Here is an 18315-nt window from a genome sequence, read left to right as displayed (position 1 = left end):
ATGGCTAAGATAAAAGGTGTAGTTGTTGTAAACACAGAGCGCTGCAAAGGATGCAACCTATGTGTAGTAGCATGCCCATTACATGTACTCGCTTTAACTCCAAAGGTAAACCAGAAGGGATATAATTATGTACAACAGGCAGTGGAAGATGTCTGCAACGGATGCTCTTCGTGTGCCATTGTGTGCCCGGATGGCTGCCTGACCGTATACAGAGCAAAATGTGAAGAATAAACCTTATTGCTTAACAAGCTAAACAATCAATATTTATGACAGAAGAAGTCGTTTTAATGAAAGGTAATGAAGCCATCGCACACGCCGCTATACGTTTAGGTGTAGATGGCTATTTCGGTTACCCTATCACCCCACAGTCAGAAGTCTTGGAAACTCTCGCAGAACAGAAGCCTTGGGAGACAACGGGTATGGTAGTCCTTCAAGCAGAAAGCGAAGTAGCAGCTATTAATATGGTTTATGGAGGAGCAGGAGCAGGTAAAATGGTCATGACCTCTTCCTCCAGTCCCGGTGTAAGTCTGAAACAAGAAGGTATTTCCTACATTGCAGGAGCCGAATTGCCATGCCTGATAGTAAATGTTATGCGTGGAGGTCCCGGATTAGGTACCATTCAGCCCAGCCAGGCAGACTATTTCCAGACAACCAAAGGAGGCGGACACGGAGACTATCACCTGATAGCACTTGCACCGGCTTCTGTTCAGGAAATGGCAGATTTTGTCGGACTGGCTTTTGAACTTGCCTTCAAATATCGTAATCCGGCAATGATCCTTGCGGACGGAGTTATTGGCCAGATGATGGAAAAGGTTGTGCTTCCGGCTCCACGTCCCCGCCGTACAGAAGAAGAAGTAATCGCACAATGCCCGTGGGCTACAACCGGATGTAAAGGACGTAAGCCTAACATCATTACTTCTCTGGAACTGGATCCGGCTATCATGGAACAGCGTAACCTGCACCTGCAGGAGAAGTATGCCGAAATTCAGGCTAAGGAAACACGTTACGAAGAACTGGATTGTGAGGATGCAGAATACTTGATTGTCGCATTCGGATCATGTGCACGTATTGCCCAAAAAGCAATGGAGCATGCCCGGGAAGAAGGTATCAAAGTCGGATTATTCCGCCCGATCACCCTGTGGCCGTTCCCTTCTGATGCTTTGGCTGAACGTGCCCGTCAGGTAAAGGGTATTCTTGTAGTAGAACTGAACAGCGGACAAATGATTGAAGACGTTATGCTGGCCGTTAAATGTCAAATACCCGTAGAACACTTCGGACGCCTTGGTGGTATTGTACCCGACCCGGACGAAGTTATTGAAGCTTTAAAAGAAAAAATTATAAAATAAGTAAGAATAAATGGACAGCATTGAAAAAACCAGGACAATACTGAACGCTCTGTTCCTGATTGGAGCTGTTGCTTCATTCATACTCTACTTCTCATTGGGAGACGATAAAACCCTGTTCTTCTATGTATGTGGGGCTTCCTTGTTTCTCAAAATGATGGAGTTCGTTTTTCGTTTCTTACTACGATAATACAGGAGGATCAAGATATGACAAAAGAAGATATCATAAAACCCGAAAACCTAGTATACCAAAAGCCACGCCTGCTCAATGACAATCCGATGCATTATTGCCCGGGATGTAGCCATGGAGTCGTACATAAGCTGATTGCTGAAGTCATTGAAGAAATGGGCATGGAAGAAAAAGCTATCGGCGTCAGCCCGGTAGGATGTGCCGTATTTATGTATAACTATCTGGATATTGACTGCCAGGAAGCTGCACACGGACGTGCTCCAGCTCTGGCGTCTGCCATAAAAAGACTGTGGCCGGACAGACTGGTATTCACTTACCAGGGAGATGGTGACCTGGCTTGTATCGGTACTGCTGAAACGATCCATGCACTCAACCGCGGTGAAAATATTACAATTATCTTCATCAACAATGCCATTTATGGTATGACGGGAGGACAGATGGCCCCGACCACTCTGCTGGGTATGAAGACAGCAACCTGTCCTTACGGACGTATTCCTGAGATACATGGTTATCCTTTAAAGATGACTGAAATCGCTGCAACCTTAGAAGGAACCTGCTATGTAACGCGTCAGTCAGTACATAGTGTACCGGCAATCCGTAAAGCCAAAAAGGCAATCCGTAAAGCTTTTGAGAACTCCATGCAGGGAAAAGGTTCCAACCTTGTGGAAATCGTTTCAACCTGTAATTCCGGCTGGAAGATGAGTCCGGATGCAGCCAACAAATGGATGGTAGAAAACATGTTCCCATTCTATCCCATCGGTGACCTGAAAGATACAAGTGAGAATAAATAACGAAAGAAAGAGCGTATATGAAACATGAAATAATTATAGCCGGATTTGGCGGACAAGGCGTACTTTCTATGGGAAAGATTCTTGCCTATTCTGGATTGATGGAAGACAAAGAAGTGACCTGGATGCCTGCATACGGTCCTGAACAGCGTGGTGGTACAGCCAACGTTACCGTTATCGTAAGTGATGAACGGATCTCTTCACCGATCCTCAGCAAATATGATATCGCCATTATTTTAAACCAGCCCTCTCTTGCCAAGTTTGAAAACAAAGTGAAACCGGGCGGTATACTGATCTATGACGGTTATGGAATTATCAATCCTCCTACCCGTCAGGATATTCAGATTTACCGAATTGACGCAATGGATGAAGCCAACGAACGTAAAATGGCCAAGACATTCAATATGATCGTTTTGGGCGGATTGCTGAAGCTTTGTCCCGTGGTATCGATCGACAGCGTGATCAAGGCTCTGAAAAAAACTCTTCCGGAACGCCATCATCATCTGATCCCGATGAACGAAGAAGCCATCCGGATCGGTATGGATATTATTCGGAAAGCCTGATTCCTGAAATATTTTTCTTCGAATACAGGTTCTGACGGATTATGCAACTTCCTGACAAGACTCTTGCAGGCAGGTTGCATAATCCGTATTTATTTGTGGTCCATACAGATATTTTGAAAATAATAAGCCCCCGTTATCCCGGGATTTCATTTTATATTGTATCTTTGTCCACATGATGAAAAAGATATTTTTTGCAATTGTGTTAGCAATGATATGTGGAAGCATATCTGCTCAGACGAATTACCAGAATCAATATAGCCAGTTCGGCAATTCATATACAACAGACGAAAACGGAAACAGAATTGACCGTAACGGAAACAGAGTCGACAGGGATGGAAACCCCATTGATACAACAGCTGTCATTGATGCCAACACCATCCCCATCGGTATCCAGTCATGGACCATTGATCCGCGTTTCGGGAACTCTACGGAAGTACCTGTAGATACTCTACAACATGGATTCCAGAATACGAATGACACCGGAGGACCTACCGGCCACTACACCTATCTGGGTAACCTGGGAGCTCCGCGTATTGCTCATGTTTTCTTTGAACGTAAAGAAGGGAACCAGTTCTTCTTTACCGATCCGTATGACTTTACCGTACGTCAACCGGAAGATATCATCTACACCAACACGAAATCACCTTATACCAATCTGACTTACTACAAACAGGGAGACGGACGTTACGGTGAGGAACGCTTTAAAGCCCATTTTGCGACGAATGTCAACCGGAGACTGGGATTTGGGTTTGACATTGACTATACGTACGGACGAGGCAAATACCAAAGCCAGTCTACTGCGTTGTTCAATGGTAACCTTTTCGCCTATTATCTGGGTGACAAGTATAACATGCATTTTACCTTTATCAACGACAACCTGAAAGTAGCAGAAAATGGAGGACTTGAAGATGACCGGTACATCACTTATCCTCTTGAAATGGCAGAAGGCAAAAAGAAATATACCGAATCTGAAATGCCGACTAATCTGTCAGAGATCTGGAATCATAACACAGGATATCATGCCTTTTTCACTCACCGCTATAACCTGGGGTTCTATCGGGAAGAAATGCAGAAAAATGACACGATAGCCAAAGAAGTCTTTGTACCTGTAACCAGCTTTATCCATACAGTCAAGGCAGATATCAATCGCCGTAAATACATATCTTATGACAATGAGCAGAACGAAGCCTATTTTGCCCATAACTATCTGGGCAACGACTCTACGGATATCACCAAGCATTTCAGCATCAAAAACACGGTCGGAATCTCCTTGCGTGAAGGGTTCAACAAATGGGCCAAAGCCGGGCTGACCGCATTTATGAGCTTTGAGCACAGACGATTCACCTTGACAGATACAATACTCGACAACCCGGGAAGACGTTTGTCGACCGAACTGGCAGAAAATGTTCTCTCGGTAGGAGGCCAGCTTATCAAGACACAAGGACATACGCTCCACTACAATGTACTGGGTGAAATCGCATTAGCCGGTGAAGATGCCGGACAATTTACCATTGAAGGACAAGGGGATCTGAACTTCCGCCTGTTCAACGATACTGTCCGGCTGGAAGCCAATGCGTATATCAAGAATCTTAATCCGACATTTTATTACCGTCACTTCCACTCTAAACATTATTGGTGGGATAACAACGACCTGTCGAAAATCACCCGTACCCGCATTGAAGGAAAACTAAGCATTGACCGCTGGAAGACCATGCTAAAGGCAGGTGTGGAAAACATTACCAATTACACCTACCTGGATAATACCTCTGTGGGAACACCGGATGCCATCGATCCAACTCAGACTAACTACAAAAATGATGTTGCCGTACGCCAGCATTCGGGAAACATTCAAATATTCAGTGCAACACTCCGACAAAATTTCAAACTGGGAATTCTGCATCTGGATAATGAAATTACCTATCAGAAGACCAGCAATCAGGACATACTTCCCTTACCGGAACTGGTTCTCTACCATAATCTTTACTTGAAGTTTGCCCTGGCCAAGAAGGTTCTGAATGTTGAACTGGGAGCTGATGTCCGCTACTTTACGGAATATTATGCACCGGATTATGCGCCTGCAATCGGCCAATTCTACCTGCAGAATGCAAATACACGATACAAATTAGGAGGATATCCGCTTGTGAACGGATACGTCAATCTGCACCTGAAACGTACACGCATCTTCCTGCAAATGTACAATCTGGTACAGGGAACGGGAAAAAGAAGCTACTTCCTGGCTCCACATTATCCCCTCAATCCACGTATCCTGAAAGTCGGACTTTCCTGGAACTTTTTTGACTAACGATTATGCCCCGAAAACGTATCTCCTACTGGCTGCTGGCAGGGATAGTCATTGCTGTTATCCTGCTATGTACCCAACCGGAAGCTCAAGAGCCTCCAGCCACCTTACGGGATTATCCCGAAATCAAACAGTCAGGTATATTACGTGCCGTAACCGAATACAATGCCATCAGCTATCATGTTTCGGGTGACACAATCCAGGGCTTTGATTACGAACTGCTGCATGCCTTTGCCAAAGAAAAAGGACTTCAACTGGAAATTATTCCTGAAATGAGTTTTGACAAACGTCTGCAAATGATCAGTGACGGGAAATGTGACATTCTTGCAACAGGAACCATTATAACAACCCGTTCCAAACATTCCCTGTTGTTTACCCATACGCTTCAGCTGAGTAAACAGGTCCTGGTTCAGCGCAAAAAAGAAGAAGGAAAAGACAGCATGTATATCAAGAGTCAGCTGGATCTGGCTCACAAAACACTGCATGTCATCAAGCACTCCCCCACTCTGCTACGCATACATAATCTGATGGAAGAAATAGCAGATACCATTTATGTCAAGCAGGTAACCCAGTATGGTCCGGAACAATTGCTTGCGATGGTAGCTGAGGGAGATATCGACTATGCGGTGTGCGACGAGCATATTGCCAAAGCTTCCATAAAAGACTTTCCCAACCTGGACATCAATACAGACATCAGCTTCACACAGTTCTATGCCTGGGGAGTAGGGAAATATGCCCCCATCCTGCTGGACAGTCTCAACAGTTGGCTCGACACTTATACCGAAAGTAAGGAATATAAACAACTATACAATAAATACTTCAACTAAAACCTATACAAATGACGATGATGAATTTAAAGAAAGTTCGCTGGGGATTTATCGGTTGTGGAGAAGTAACCGAAAAGAAAAGCGGACCTGCCTTCAACATGATAGACGGCTCAGAAGTTGTAGCCGTTATGAGCCGGGACGAAGAAAAAGTCAAATCATATGCCATCCGGCACCATATTCCCCGCTGGTACACCGATGCTCAGGAACTTATCGGCGATGAAGACGTCAATGCCATCTACATAGCAACTCCGCCATCATCACATGCAACTTTTGCCATTATGGCTATGAAAGCTGGCAAACCGGTTTACATCGAAAAGCCCATGGCTGCCAGCTATGAAGACTGTGCACGCATAAACCGTATCTCCAAAGAAACCGGAATACCTTGCTTTGTCGCTTATTACCGTCGTTATCTGCCCTATTTCCAAAAAGTCCGTCAGCTAGTGGAAGACGGAGAAATCGGCAATGTCATCAATGTACAGATCCGCTTCGCCCAACCTCCACGTGCACTCGATTACAACAGTGCCAATCTTCCCTGGCGTGTACAGCCCGACATTGCAGGAGGAGGTTATTTCTATGATCTCGCACCTCACCAGCTGGATATTCTTCAGGACATGTTCGGATGTATCCTTGAAGCAGAAGGATACAAAAGCAACCGGGGCGGACTTTATCCTGCAGAAGATACCATCAGTGCCTGTTTTAAATTTGACTCTGGACTTCCCGGATCCGGTTCCTGGTGTTTCGTTGCTCATGAATCAGCCAAGGAAGACCGTATTGAAATCATCGGAGACAAAGGTATGCTTTGCTTCTCCGTATTCACCTATGATCCGATTGGCCTTCATACAGAACGGGGACGGGAGGAAATCCTGCCACCGAACCCACCACATGTACAGTTACCACTGATTAAGGCAGTAGTAGAACACTTGCAGGGAAAAGCAATCTGCACCTGCGACGGCGTCAGTGCAACTCCCACCAACTGGGTCATGGACAAGATTCTGAACAAACTGTAATATCAAAAACAATGGGATGAAACAAACGGCATGTTGTCTTCTGTCTTTCTTTCTGCTTCTCTGTGACGGCCTTTCTGCCCAGACCACCGAGAAACAGGACAGCATGCCATCTTCTCCCCAACAGCGCATAAAGCCATCACGCATCTCCCTCAGCAGTCTGACCGATGGTCTGATGAATACAATCCGTCTCACAGGGGTTGAGCTGAAGAAAGTGGGCAAAAAATTAAACGATGTAGATACTACCTACATATCCCCCAACAAATACAATCTGGCATTTATGCTGGAACAAAGTACCTGGTTTGAACACTATCGCCTGGGAAGTAACGAAGCCAACGGACAAAGTCTGAACTTTGCACCTAATGCAACTCCCAAAATCGGTGTTTATTTCGGCTGGAGATGGATTTTTCTAGGTATCTCATTCGATATAAAAAGTCTGCTTGGTAAAAATGACAATACGGCTCCCCGCAAAGAGTTTGTCTTCAACCTGTACAGCGGAAAGTTTGGTGTAGACCTATATTACCGTAAGACAGGAAGTAATTTCAAAATGACTTCCTACTCTCAGTTTAACCTGGAGAAAGACTATAGCAGAACTGATTTTACCGGATTCCAAAGCAACATCAAGGGACTGAATGCCTACTGGATCTTCAACCACAAACATTTTTCTTATCCTGCAGCCTACAGCCAGTCAACGAATCAGCGCAAAAGCTGCGGATCTCTCATGGCCGGATTTGCTTATTCGCAACACAATATCAAGTTCGATTATACTTGTCTTCCGGAAGAAATGCAGGAGCAGTTACAGCCATCTCTGAAATTTCATAGTATACGCTATACTGACTATAACCTGAGTCTGGGATATGGATACAACTGGGTATTTGCACGCAATTGTCTGCTGAATGTTTCATTACTTCCTGCTATAGCCTACAAAAAAGCCCGCATCAATGACCAGCCCAATACGGCCTCATCCAACTGGATGGAATGGGTAAAGGATATCAATTTTGACCTCATTACCCGGGCTGGTATCACCTGGAACAACAGCAAATATTATGTCGGAGCTTCACTGGTATTGCATACCTATGACTACCGGAAACAGAATTTCTCCATGACTAATTCCTTCGGAAGTCTGAGAATCTATATGGGATTTAACTTCTGGAAACGTAAACCGGCAACCCCATAAAAAAAGGCATCCGGAAATTACCTTCCCGGACACCCCTCTTTCTATTAACAAAAAAACACAATGAATTCTTAAAAATGAAGTCCTACGGTCAATAACAACTGATGACGGTCATCTGTCACTTTCGTCGCTTTCAAAGCATCGGAACTGAAAGCATAGAAATCAGATTTATAGGTATCGAACTTATATGCCAAGTCAGCATAAAAAACCTTGCCACCATATCCGAATCCGACTGTAGCCGTGTGCCGTCCGAAACTGTTCGTATATTCTGTATCAGTACGCATATCATTATATTCTAATGCCTTATAAGCCGTTTCCTTAAATGCTGAAGTACTGTAATTGTAACCGGCACGTATACTGAAAGATGGTGTAATACGAGTTTCCATTCCGACACGTACTGTATGCATACCCTTCAAATCCTCACCGATATAGATATTCTGGTTCTCCATTTCGTATCCGTCAGCGTAACTCAGTCTGGAAGAAGAATAGTCAGCATACTCGTATTCAGCTCCCACAGCCATCATTCCTCCTAACACAGTACCCAGATTCACATTGAATTTCCATGGTGTACGCAGCTGATAGTCGCGCAAGGTTTCTCCTCCAGTATAATCGGGAATATATTCGTTAGCCTCAAAATTCGTCTTGTCAGCATAGTTCAGATTTGAATAAATCCCTGCCGAATAAGTTTCTGTCAGTGCATACCATACCGGCGTATGAATAGCCACTCCGAAACGGAACGGAGAATCAGCAATTGGTCTGAATATAGCTCCCAGTTTTACGTCAAATCCGCTTCCTTCAGCCCGGTAAGCATTCTGCAACTCATAATATCCACTGCTGTTACCGTCATAGATATCCTCCGTGTAATATGTGCTCCGCCGATAATTGATGTCATAAACTCCCAGCGTCAGACCGAAATACATCCGATCTTCCACATTCGCTGAAATGTTGAAGTCATACTGGCTGATGCCACCTTCTTCACGGCTGCGGAAGCCGTTAGCATCTCCATTCCATCCAATTGGAGCCTGGAAAGTTTCTTGTCCGTCCTGAAATGTTCCAACACCAACCAGTTCCGTACGGATACCCATTACTCCCAGATACGGATAATTAGCACCCGTCGGAGAATAAGGATTAAGTCCGCTTTGACCATCATATTTATATATATTATCCATCTCACTGATATTTGAGATGGAACCTCCTACCATATTAGCCATCTGCTGTGTCTGGGAAGCTCCCTCCAAAAGGCCTCCAGTCTGGAAAAGACGGTTGAAGTTACGGCTCTTATGATAATTGAATCCGAAATTCAAATAACGGAGTTTAGTCCGGTTTCCAATCTTGCTGGAATAAACAAATCCGATCTGATCAAAAGAAGCACGCAGGCGCTTGTCACTCATCTGGCTTCCGGCAAAATCACTGCTTGTTTTCGTTGAATTGAATCCAAAAGTCGTCGAAATATCATGTCCGCGGAAAAGCCCGATACCTGCAGGGTTGGTTCCTATGACGGATATATCAGCTCCCAATGCTCCCATAGCACCTCCCATACCGACAAACCGGGCGGTTCCGTTCAGTTCGCTGCTTGAGAATCGAGCAGCTTCATATTGAGTCTGAGCTGTAGCCGTCAGTCCACAGGCTGTAAGACCGGCTACAATCATCAATTTTCCTTTCATCTTATTTGTTCTTTGATTTATATTCATTACTACTCTGAGCCATCTTTCCGACAACCCATCAGTCAACTTCATTTATCTGCGGCGAGCTCCTCCTCCACCGGTACCTACGCTACGGGTGCTGCTACCGCCACCACTTGTTGAACGGAAGCTGCTGCCACCGAAGTTGCTGCGGGTAGATGTTCCGGTAGAATATGTACTGCGAGTACGATTTGTATTCGTCTCACGATTCACATTATACTGCCGGGAAGAGTTATTGTTCAGACGGTCAAATGCATTCGAGTTCCGATAAGAATTAACCCGTGTACTGCTCGGACGAGTATAAGTTGATTCACCGCTTCTCAACTGGCTGGAACGCGTGTAACCTGTTGAAGTCCGTTCACCGACTCTGACAGCAGAAGATCTCACGGAAGATCCCGTATTCCGGCTGCCTGTCACAACACGACCTCCCGTACGTCCATTGCGATCATATGCTGACGTTACCGTACGATAAGAAGATCCCCGGTTACCGGTCGGCCGCACAGAAGTTCCGCGATTGGGATGAGGAGCACCTATTTCTCCCCGTCGGTTATTATAGGAATAGTGAGGGCCTGCCCAATGTCCGCCCCATCCACCATAATAAGGAGCATAATAAGGATGATGCCATCCCGGTCCCCAATAGCCTCCCCAATAACCGGCCCAGTACGGACCCGCCCAAGGATGATACCAGGAATACCAGCCGCTATAATACCACGGTGAACTCCATCCCCAGCTGAATCCCCAGCCAGGACCATAGAATCCGGCAGACCAGCGCCAGTCCCACCATAAACGGTTTGTATAGGTAGGGAATACATAGGTGTACAATCCGTCGTCATATACATTCCAGTCCCACGAAGGCAAAGCGCCATAAACTACGTCCCAATATAAAGGACTGCTCACCGGAATAGCATAACGCGGATTACGGAAACGTACGATACGCATAGCATATTCATAGTCTTCCTGAGAACCTTCGAAACCGTTCACCCATTCTCCGCGTTCGTTATAAGGCTTTTCTTCCACATAAAGTGTATCATTCTCAATGGCGAATGTATTGTCACGGGAAGTATAACGCCGGTTATATTCATCCACATCACGCAGGTTCCCGTCCACATCCTTCACCACAACTCCTTTCACTGCCCCAGGAGCTGTCTGTCCAGTTGCCACTCTATTTGATGTCTGCTTCGGAACGACATTCACCTTCTCTTTCGTTTCCGTCTTCTTTTCTTTCTTGGGAACGAAGTAAAGGTCATCGTTACTCTGTGCCATCGCCAGCCATGGCAAACAAGCCAGCAGCAACGAAGCAAAAACTTTACCTGTCATCATAATCATTTGCATTTATTAGTTTTTACTTTTCTTTTCACGTTACAAAAATAGGAAGTTATTCCGGCATGTCAAGAAGAAATTCCCTATTTGCAGATAGGGTTTTCCCTATTTCCAGCAGAAGCCTTCCTGCATCTGAATCAAACAATGATCAAGCAATGAATATGTCTGCCGGGATCTATAACCGTAATTTTTGTCGAAGAGGATGATTCCTCATGGAGGAACTTGCCAATTCAATTCTTTTTAATAAATTTGCTAAATGATTATTCAGTAACCGATGAAACATTCTTTTCGATATCCGTTGCTGCAAGAAACAAAATAATAACCCCATACATAACCAACAAATAACGTATGAAATACTTTGAAGTGAATTTTATCGCACAGCCGTGTAATGAAACCATAACTGATGTTCTTGCGGCCCTGACCGCCGAAATCGGCTTCGAAAGCTTTGTACCGGACGAAAAAGGAATGCAGGCCTACATCCAGCAATCTCTGTTTGATGAAGAAGCCCTGAAAGAAGTGATCCGGAACTTCCCGATGGAAGACGTTTCTCTTTCTTATACAATCACCGAACCGGAAGACAAAGACTGGAATGAAGAATGGGAAAAGAACTTTTTCCAACCCATTGTCATCGGTGACAGATGCGTAATTCACAGCACCTTCCACAAGGACTATCCTCAGGCAGAATATGACATTGTGATTAATCCGCAAATGGCGTTCGGCACCGGACATCACGAAACAACCAGCTCCATCTTAGGCGAGCTTCTGGATGCTGACCTGAAAGGAAAATCCGTACTCGACATGGGATGCGGAACCTCCATTCTGGCTATTCTGGCAAGTATGCGCGGGGCTGATCCCGTAACGGCTATCGATATTGATGACTGGTGCGTCAACAATTCACGCGACAACATAGCCCTCAATCACATCAACAACATTACGGTGGAACTGGGAGATGCTTCCCTGCTTAAAGGACGCAAGCCATTCGATGTCATTATCGCGAATATCAACCGAAATATCCTGCTGAACGATCTTCCGGCTTATACTGCCTGCATGCACAGCGGTTCGGAAATCTACATGAGCGGATTCTATGTGGAAGACATTCCGGCTATCCGCGAACGCGGCGAAAGCCTGGGACTGGAATTTGTGCATTACCGGAAAAAGCACAACTGGGCTGCAGTCAAGCTAATCATGAAATAAAATCTGCATACGTAACATTGAAGGCTGCCTTCCATACTGGTTCGGGCAGCCTTTTTCATATCCGGGATTTTCTTTCTCAGCGAGAAAAGGATTATTTTTCAAATATCTGTAGCAATATCAGATGATCAGGCCGCACTGACCGTCTTTCCAAAAGGAGTCAGAGCCAGACCGGCCAGTTTAAAATGCTGCATGCCAAAAGGTATTCCAATCACTGTAATACAAAGCAATACACCAAAGGCCAGATGAGTCAGGGCAATCCAAATCCCCCCGCAGAAAATCCAGAGTATATTCATCAGAACAGACAAACAACCTCCGTCAGAAGGAGTGCTGACAACTCTTTGCCCGAAGGGACATAATGCCAGCAGAGCCAGTTTAAGGGACTGCAGTCCAAAAGGAATGCCAATAATCGTAATCATCAGCAATACGCTGCCTACAATGTATTCCAGACAGACAAGCAATCCGCCCAGAATAATCCAAAGGATGTTCAATAAAAGATTCATAATGTATCGGTCTTTAAGGTATCAGGTATAGTCATGCTTTTCAGTTCCTCCATACTTCCGTTAAACACATTGAGGTCTACCTGTTCGTCAATACCCGGCAAACGTCCGACATCAGTATGCTGCCAGAACTTCCACTCCCCCTGATATTCCACAGAATCCACATAATAATGTGCAATCCAATAGGGATAAGAATTAAATACAGAGTCATTCAGGTAGCGGGTTTTGAACTTGTAAGAAGTATAAAGAATCGGCTTGACTTTATAATAATTTTCAATCCGGCGCAGCCAGATCTTCAGATCACGACGCAGTTTATCCATGTTGTCACTGCGCGTTTCTATGTCCAGAACAGGCGGAAGATCTCCCGGTTCCAGTTTTACCGAACGGATAAAGAAATCAGCCTGACGCAAAGCATCCGTTTTCGGATTATAGAAATGGTAGGCTCCGCGAATGAATCCATTCTTACGTGCCTCATTAAAATTATGCACAAAAGCCGTATCGCTGAAGTCTCCTCCTTCGGAAGCCTTCATAAAAACAAAACGGATAGGGAAAGGAGTATGCTGCACTTCACTGAGTGCTGCCCAGTCTATATGCCCCTGATGATGAGAAACATCAAAGCCATGCACTCCATAACCATACGGAATACATACTCCATAAGCCTTCAAGCCGTAACACGGTTTCCAGCGATAAGCATAAGGACGGATGAAGAACCAATAGAAACCCAAGATGATGCAAACAGAAACCACCCCTGTCAGCAAATAATGAAGCCACACAGGCATCTGGAACGGAGGCTTGAATCCTTGCTTCTTTTTTGTCAGTCTTCGTCCTTTTCCGGATGTCTTTTTTCTGCTACGAGGTTTGTTTACCACCTGTATGGGCGGTTCTTTTGCCATGTTTCTTTAGTTTAAATAAATGCGGATACCACAAATCAACAGAAGAAAGAAGAATGAAAGATGAAGAAAAGTTTCTGCAAACAAATCCCTCAGTCTCTCATTCTTCCATTCAATTTATCAACAGTTTATTATTTAGCCTGTTCCAGCTGCAGAGTCTTGGTCGGCTCATCGCAAACTTCAGTTGGACCGAAGTACTGGATCGGGCCCGGATAAACGTAAGCAGTTTCCTTAGCCCAAGCTTCACGACATGCAGCAAATTTCTTGAACGGAGCACCGTCCAGTTTAACCAGAGCTTTCTGGATAACCGGTTTCATTTCACCGTGACGACGTTCCATGTTCATCATCATTGTGATAGGCACACCACCTGCAATCCATTCTGCAGCAGGAGCTGTTGTGTTACGAACAGAAGACATGTAACCAGTCTTTCCGTTAGCAATCAGCATAGATGCAGTGTAACCCAGAGAGTAGCAGTAGTCAGCATCGAAGTTTGACGGAGCAGCGCAACGTCCTTCGTAACCGAAGAAGTGGTGCTGTGCAGCGAACTTACCAACATACTTGCCTTCTTCTTTCCATGCAGCCAGCTTAGTAGCAACCATTTCAGACAGCAGCTTTTCTGTTTCGATCAAAGAAACCTGAACGTTTCCGTGCGGGTCGCGGTCGAGTGACAACTGACGAGCTACACCTTCCGGCAGAGAAGCATAGATAGCAGCATTTTCCGGAGTCAGCTTGCTGATGATATAGTCACGCTGTTTAGAACGTTTGATGCTGTTGAACTCTTCACCGTTGTGAGCCAGGAAGTCATTCAATTCTGCAATCAGACGCTTCATAGCCGGGATGAATTCGATCAGACCTTCCGGAATCAATACAGTACCGAAGTTGTTACCAGCAGCAGCACGGTCTGCAACAACCTGAGCGATGTAAGTTACGATGTCATCCAATGACATGTTCTTAGCTTCTACTTCCTCAGAGATGATACAGATGTTCGGCTGAGTCTGCAAAGCACATTCCAGAGCGATGTGAGAAGCAGAACGTCCCATCAGTTTGATGAAGTGCCAGTATTTACGTGCAGAGTTACAGTCACGTTCGATGTTACCGATAACTTCAGCGTATGTCTTGCAGGCAGTATCGAAACCGAAAGAAGTTTCAATCATATCATTCTTCAAGTCACCATCGATTGTTTTCGGACATCCGATTACCTGAATACCATAGTTCTTGGCAGCATAATATTCAGCCAATACACAAGCATTCGTATTAGAGTCGTCACCACCGATAATAACCAGAGCTTTGATACCCAGTTCTTTCAGGATTTCATAACCTTTTTCAAACTGATCTTCTTTTTCCAGTTTGGTACGTCCTGAACCGATGATATCAAAACCACCTGTGTTACGATACTCGTCGATGATGTCAGCAGTCAGTTCCATGTATTTGTGATCAACCAAACCACCAGGACCCAGAATAAATCCGTACAGTTTGTTAGCCGGGTTCAGTTTCTTGATACCGTCAAACAAACCAGAAATTACGTTGTGTCCGCCCGGAGCCTGTCCACCAGACAGAATAACGCCGACATTCATCGGAGCATATTCCTTAGACTCGCCTTCTACGAACTGAATCAACGGCATTCCATAAGTGTTGGGGAACAACTTCTGGATAGCTTCCTGATCGGCTACGGACTGAGTCGGTTCTCCTTCCTTCACCATTACAGCACCTGTCAAGGCTTTCGGCAATTTAGGCTGATAAGCAGCTCTTGCAATTTGTAATGCACTTTTTGTCATAATTCTATTATTTATATAAAGGTGTAAGAATAAACTTCATTCTGTGCAAATTTCGCGCTTTTTTCGGAAATACGAAAACGTATACAGATAAAATTTCTTTTTTATTCATTCAAAGCATGAAGATTATTCCAAGAAAAAAGCTTATCTTTACCACGAAATCAAATAAATCATTAACCTTCAAAATTTACAATTATGGCAAATAGAAGACAATTGAAGAAAAAAATAAACTATGCTTTTACTATGACTGTCGGACTGTGCGGATGGGAAGCTGCTCATGTATCAGAAGATAAAAGTGAAGCTATCTATGAAGTAGTAACCAAACTGGTTAGCCTGCGCCAGGATCTGATCAGCCGGATCAGCCACACGGAACCGGGTAATGTAAAAGGATTCTACAAGAAACTGAAAGAAGATATGGAAGTGGAAAGCCAGAAGATTCTGCATGAACTGGCTGTAATTTGTGGCAAACAGGCATGAAACAAGCTTTCTGCCGCTTCATTTACCATACCCTGCTGGGATGGAAAGCCAAGGTATCCGTCCCAGATTTTGACAAGTGTATCATCTGTGCGGCGCCACATACCACCAACTGGGACCTTTTCATCGGAAAACTGTTCATCGGCGCTGTTGGCCGGGAGTCCGGTTTTCTGATGAAAAAGGAATGGTTCTTCTTTCCGTTGGGCCCCATCTTCCGATGGATGGGAGGTATTCCCGTACACCGGAGCAAACGGACATCCATGGTAGAACAAATCATTGAAAAGGTGAAACAAAGCGACAAGTTTCACCTTGCCATTACGCCAGAAGGTACACGGTCTGCCAATCCGGAATGGAAAAAAGGGTTTTATTACATTGCACTTGGCGCGCAGATTCCCATTGTTCTGATCGGTATTGACTACGAAAAGAAATGTATCACTGCCGACAAATATCTGTATCCAAGCGGAGATATTGAAAAGGATATGCGCGAAATCAAACTTTATTTTAAAGACTTCAAAGGGAAACATCCCGAAAAGTTTGACTTGGGAAAAATCTGATGTCCCGTTCATAGAAGGATGTTGACTGCCCGCGCATCAACATCCTTCTATTCATAAATCATACCGGCACCATGAGTTTTCCTCATTTATCATTTTACTTCTGATTATTAAAACAAGCGTCATCATGAGAAGAATCGTTTTCATAATGCTGACCGTCCTGTTTTGTCCCCTGCTGCCAGTTTTAGCACAAAGTCTGGACAATACAGTCAAACAACGTCTTACTGACTTTTTCAAAAACTACCAGACCAGTCATGCCGATATCGGCACCTGCAAACTGGACCACTTTGTCCTCGACCATGAGAAGCGGACTTTACAGGTATATGCGTCGCCATCGTTCGGCTACCAGCCTTTCACCGAAGAAACAACATCGGCCATCTACCGTCTGATCACCCAGTCCCTTCCCGGTCCGGTCAACTATTATCAAATTACCATCTACGCCGACGGAATGCCCATCGACAACCTGATTCCGAATGCATTCCGCAAGAAGAAGGATACAGACCGGCAGTACAAAAACATCAGCTACCACGGTAATCTCTGGGTAGAGAACCTGTCACGCCCGTATGAAATCACCCGCGGACTGAAAGGAACCCACCTGGCTGTATGGCAAAGTCACGGCATGTTCTACAAGATTGACCGGAACGAATGGCGCTGGCAACGCCCCCGTCTCTTCGGTACGACCGAGGATTTATTCACCCAGTCGTTTGTTGTTCCTTACCTGATTCCCATGCTTGAAAATGCGGGTGCAATTGTTTTTACGCCGCGTGAACGCAACTGGCAACGTCAGGAAGTCATCGTGGACAACAATACCTGTCCGGCCGGAAGCCAGTATCTGGAAGTAAACTATAAAAAATGTCGCTGGACAAACGCCCCGGCTCCCGGATTTGCCCAGCGATATTCCGTATATCCGGACAATCATAACCCGTTTGCCGACGGTACCGCACGCATGATTACCACCCAGACCAAACCGGAAAAAGCTTTTGCCGAATGGATTCCCGACATTCCGGAAAAAGGGAAATATGCGGTGTACGTCAGCTACCAGACCTTGCCGGAAAGTGTCAGCGATGCCAAATATCTTGTCTTCCACAACGGAGGCGTTACGGAATTCCGGATTAACCAGCAAATGGGAGGAGGCACATGGGTTTATCTCGGAACATTCGAGTTCGACAAAGGATGCAATGACTACGGCATGGTCGTGCTGAGCAATGAGAGCAAGGAACAGGGAGTGGTTTCTGCCGATGCCGTAAGATTTGGAGGAGGTATGGGAAACATCGAACGGGGAGGTTCGGTAAGCGGAATGCCGCGCTATCTGGAAGGAGCCCGCTACTGGGCACAATGGGCAGGCATGCCTTATCCGGTCTACAGCAAAAGCAACGGAACCAACGATTATAACGACGACATCAATACCCGCTCGCTTATGACCAATTACCTGAGCGGAGGATCCGTCTTCAATCCGGCCGAAAAAGGACTGAAGGTTCCTTTCGAAATGACTTTAGGCTTCCACAGTGATGCCGGTTTCAAGACCGCCGACCAGCTGGTCGGCACCCTGGGCATCTATACCACCGGCTTCAATGAAGGGCGCTTGAACTGCGGTATTTCCCGGTATGCCTCACGTGACCTCGCTGACATGGTGCTGACCGGTCTGAAAAGAGACATCGACGCACGTTTCGGCGTGAACTGGCAGAGAAGAAGCATGTGGAACCGCAATTACAGCGAAACACGCCTGCCGGCTGTTCCGTCCATGATT

The 18315-nt window shown here is 45.3% G+C and carries 17 protein-coding genes; 12 read left to right on the top strand and 5 right to left on the bottom strand.

Going from position 1 to position 18315, the window contains the following annotated elements; genetic code table 11:
• The 8 genes from BACCOPRO_RS17600 (at position 1) to BACCOPRO_RS12905 (ending at position 8191) form a co-directional block, all read left to right on the top strand.
• Complete coding sequence (locus tag BACCOPRO_RS17600) at positions 1 to 231, top strand: 4Fe-4S binding protein (RefSeq protein WP_008144376.1); 231 nt, start codon at positions 1 to 3, stop codon at positions 229 to 231.
• A gap of 35 nt (positions 232 to 266) precedes the next feature.
• A complete protein-coding gene (locus BACCOPRO_RS12935) occupies positions 267 to 1346 on the top strand; it encodes a 3-methyl-2-oxobutanoate dehydrogenase subunit VorB (protein ID WP_008144374.1) in 1080 nt (359 codons plus the stop codon).
• A gap of 204 nt (positions 1347 to 1550) precedes the next feature.
• Complete coding sequence (locus tag BACCOPRO_RS12930) at positions 1551 to 2324, top strand: thiamine pyrophosphate-dependent enzyme (protein WP_022277558.1); 774 nt, start codon at positions 1551 to 1553, stop codon at positions 2322 to 2324.
• 17 nt (positions 2325 to 2341) lie between these two features.
• Positions 2342 to 2884, top strand: coding sequence for a 2-oxoacid:ferredoxin oxidoreductase subunit gamma family protein (locus BACCOPRO_RS12925; RefSeq protein WP_008144369.1), 543 nt, complete (start codon positions 2342 to 2344; stop codon positions 2882 to 2884).
• 175 nt (positions 2885 to 3059) lie between these two features.
• The gene (locus BACCOPRO_RS12920) at positions 3060 to 5186 is read left to right on the top strand and encodes a putative porin (RefSeq protein ID WP_040311499.1); all 2127 of its coding nucleotides are present in this window, start codon (positions 3060 to 3062) and stop codon (positions 5184 to 5186) included.
• A 5-nt stretch (positions 5187 to 5191) separates the two neighbouring features.
• Complete coding sequence (locus BACCOPRO_RS12915; protein ID WP_008144363.1) at positions 5192 to 6010, top strand: transporter substrate-binding domain-containing protein; 819 nt, start codon at positions 5192 to 5194, stop codon at positions 6008 to 6010.
• 17 nt (positions 6011 to 6027) lie between these two features.
• Positions 6028 to 7017 (top strand): Gfo/Idh/MocA family protein, encoded by a 990-nt coding sequence (locus BACCOPRO_RS12910; RefSeq protein WP_040311528.1) that lies wholly within the window; start codon positions 6028 to 6030, stop codon positions 7015 to 7017.
• A gap of 16 nt (positions 7018 to 7033) precedes the next feature.
• The gene (locus BACCOPRO_RS12905) at positions 7034 to 8191 is read left to right on the top strand and encodes a DUF4421 domain-containing protein (protein WP_008144360.1); all 1158 of its coding nucleotides are present in this window, start codon (positions 7034 to 7036) and stop codon (positions 8189 to 8191) included.
• A 68-nt stretch (positions 8192 to 8259) separates the two neighbouring features.
• Here BACCOPRO_RS12905 and BACCOPRO_RS12900 read toward each other — a convergent pair whose 3' ends face one another.
• Both BACCOPRO_RS12900 and BACCOPRO_RS12895 read right to left on the bottom strand, forming a co-directional pair.
• Positions 8260 to 9852 (bottom strand): hypothetical protein, encoded by a 1593-nt coding sequence (locus BACCOPRO_RS12900; protein WP_040311526.1) that lies wholly within the window; start codon positions 9850 to 9852, stop codon positions 8260 to 8262.
• A 72-nt stretch (positions 9853 to 9924) separates the two neighbouring features.
• Entirely contained in the window at positions 9925 to 11187 is a 1263-nt protein-coding gene (locus BACCOPRO_RS12895; protein WP_040311525.1) for a hypothetical protein, read from the bottom strand.
• Positions 11188 to 11538: 351 nt separating this feature from the next.
• Between BACCOPRO_RS12895 and prmA the strand changes: the two genes are divergently transcribed.
• On the top strand, positions 11539 to 12384 hold the full coding sequence (prmA, locus tag BACCOPRO_RS12890) for a 50S ribosomal protein L11 methyltransferase (protein WP_008144353.1): 846 nt from the start codon (positions 11539 to 11541) through the stop codon (positions 12382 to 12384).
• Between the two features lie 125 nt (positions 12385 to 12509).
• Here the strand turns inward: prmA and BACCOPRO_RS12885 are convergent, their stop codons facing one another.
• The 3 genes from BACCOPRO_RS12885 to BACCOPRO_RS12875 form a co-directional block, all read right to left on the bottom strand.
• Entirely contained in the window at positions 12510 to 12884 is a 375-nt protein-coding gene (locus tag BACCOPRO_RS12885; protein ID WP_008144351.1) for a YccF domain-containing protein, read from the bottom strand.
• Positions 12881 to 13774 carry a glycoside hydrolase family 25 protein gene (locus BACCOPRO_RS12880; protein WP_008144350.1) on the bottom strand — a complete coding sequence of 298 codons (894 nt, stop codon included), beginning with the start codon at positions 13772 to 13774 and terminating at the stop codon, positions 12881 to 12883. Before BACCOPRO_RS12880 ends, BACCOPRO_RS12885 begins: the two co-directional genes overlap by 4 nt.
• 128 nt (positions 13775 to 13902) lie before the next feature.
• A complete protein-coding gene (locus tag BACCOPRO_RS12875; RefSeq protein ID WP_008144348.1) occupies positions 13903 to 15546 on the bottom strand; it encodes a diphosphate--fructose-6-phosphate 1-phosphotransferase in 1644 nt (547 codons plus the stop codon).
• Positions 15547 to 15738: 192 nt separating this feature from the next.
• On the opposite strand from BACCOPRO_RS12875, the gene BACCOPRO_RS12870 reads away from it, so the two are divergent.
• The 3 genes from BACCOPRO_RS12870 to BACCOPRO_RS12860 all read left to right on the top strand — a co-directional run.
• On the top strand, positions 15739 to 16020 hold the full coding sequence (locus BACCOPRO_RS12870) for a hypothetical protein (RefSeq protein WP_008144346.1): 282 nt from the start codon (positions 15739 to 15741) through the stop codon (positions 16018 to 16020).
• A complete protein-coding gene (locus BACCOPRO_RS12865; RefSeq protein ID WP_008144345.1) occupies positions 16017 to 16571 on the top strand; it encodes a 1-acyl-sn-glycerol-3-phosphate acyltransferase in 555 nt (184 codons plus the stop codon). Before BACCOPRO_RS12870 ends, BACCOPRO_RS12865 begins: the two co-directional genes overlap by 4 nt.
• A gap of 124 nt (positions 16572 to 16695) precedes the next feature.
• Positions 16696 to 18315, top strand: a 1620-nt coding sequence (locus BACCOPRO_RS12860) for a golvesin C-terminal-like domain-containing protein (RefSeq protein ID WP_008144343.1), incomplete at its 3' end; no start/stop codon positions are given.

The organism is Phocaeicola coprophilus DSM 18228 = JCM 13818 (genome assembly GCF_000157915.1).
Taxonomy (GTDB): Bacteria; Bacteroidota; Bacteroidia; order Bacteroidales; family Bacteroidaceae; genus Phocaeicola; species Phocaeicola coprophilus.
The sequence above is the reverse complement of the archived record's forward strand: the minus strand, read 5'-3'. Positions and strand labels throughout refer to the sequence as shown.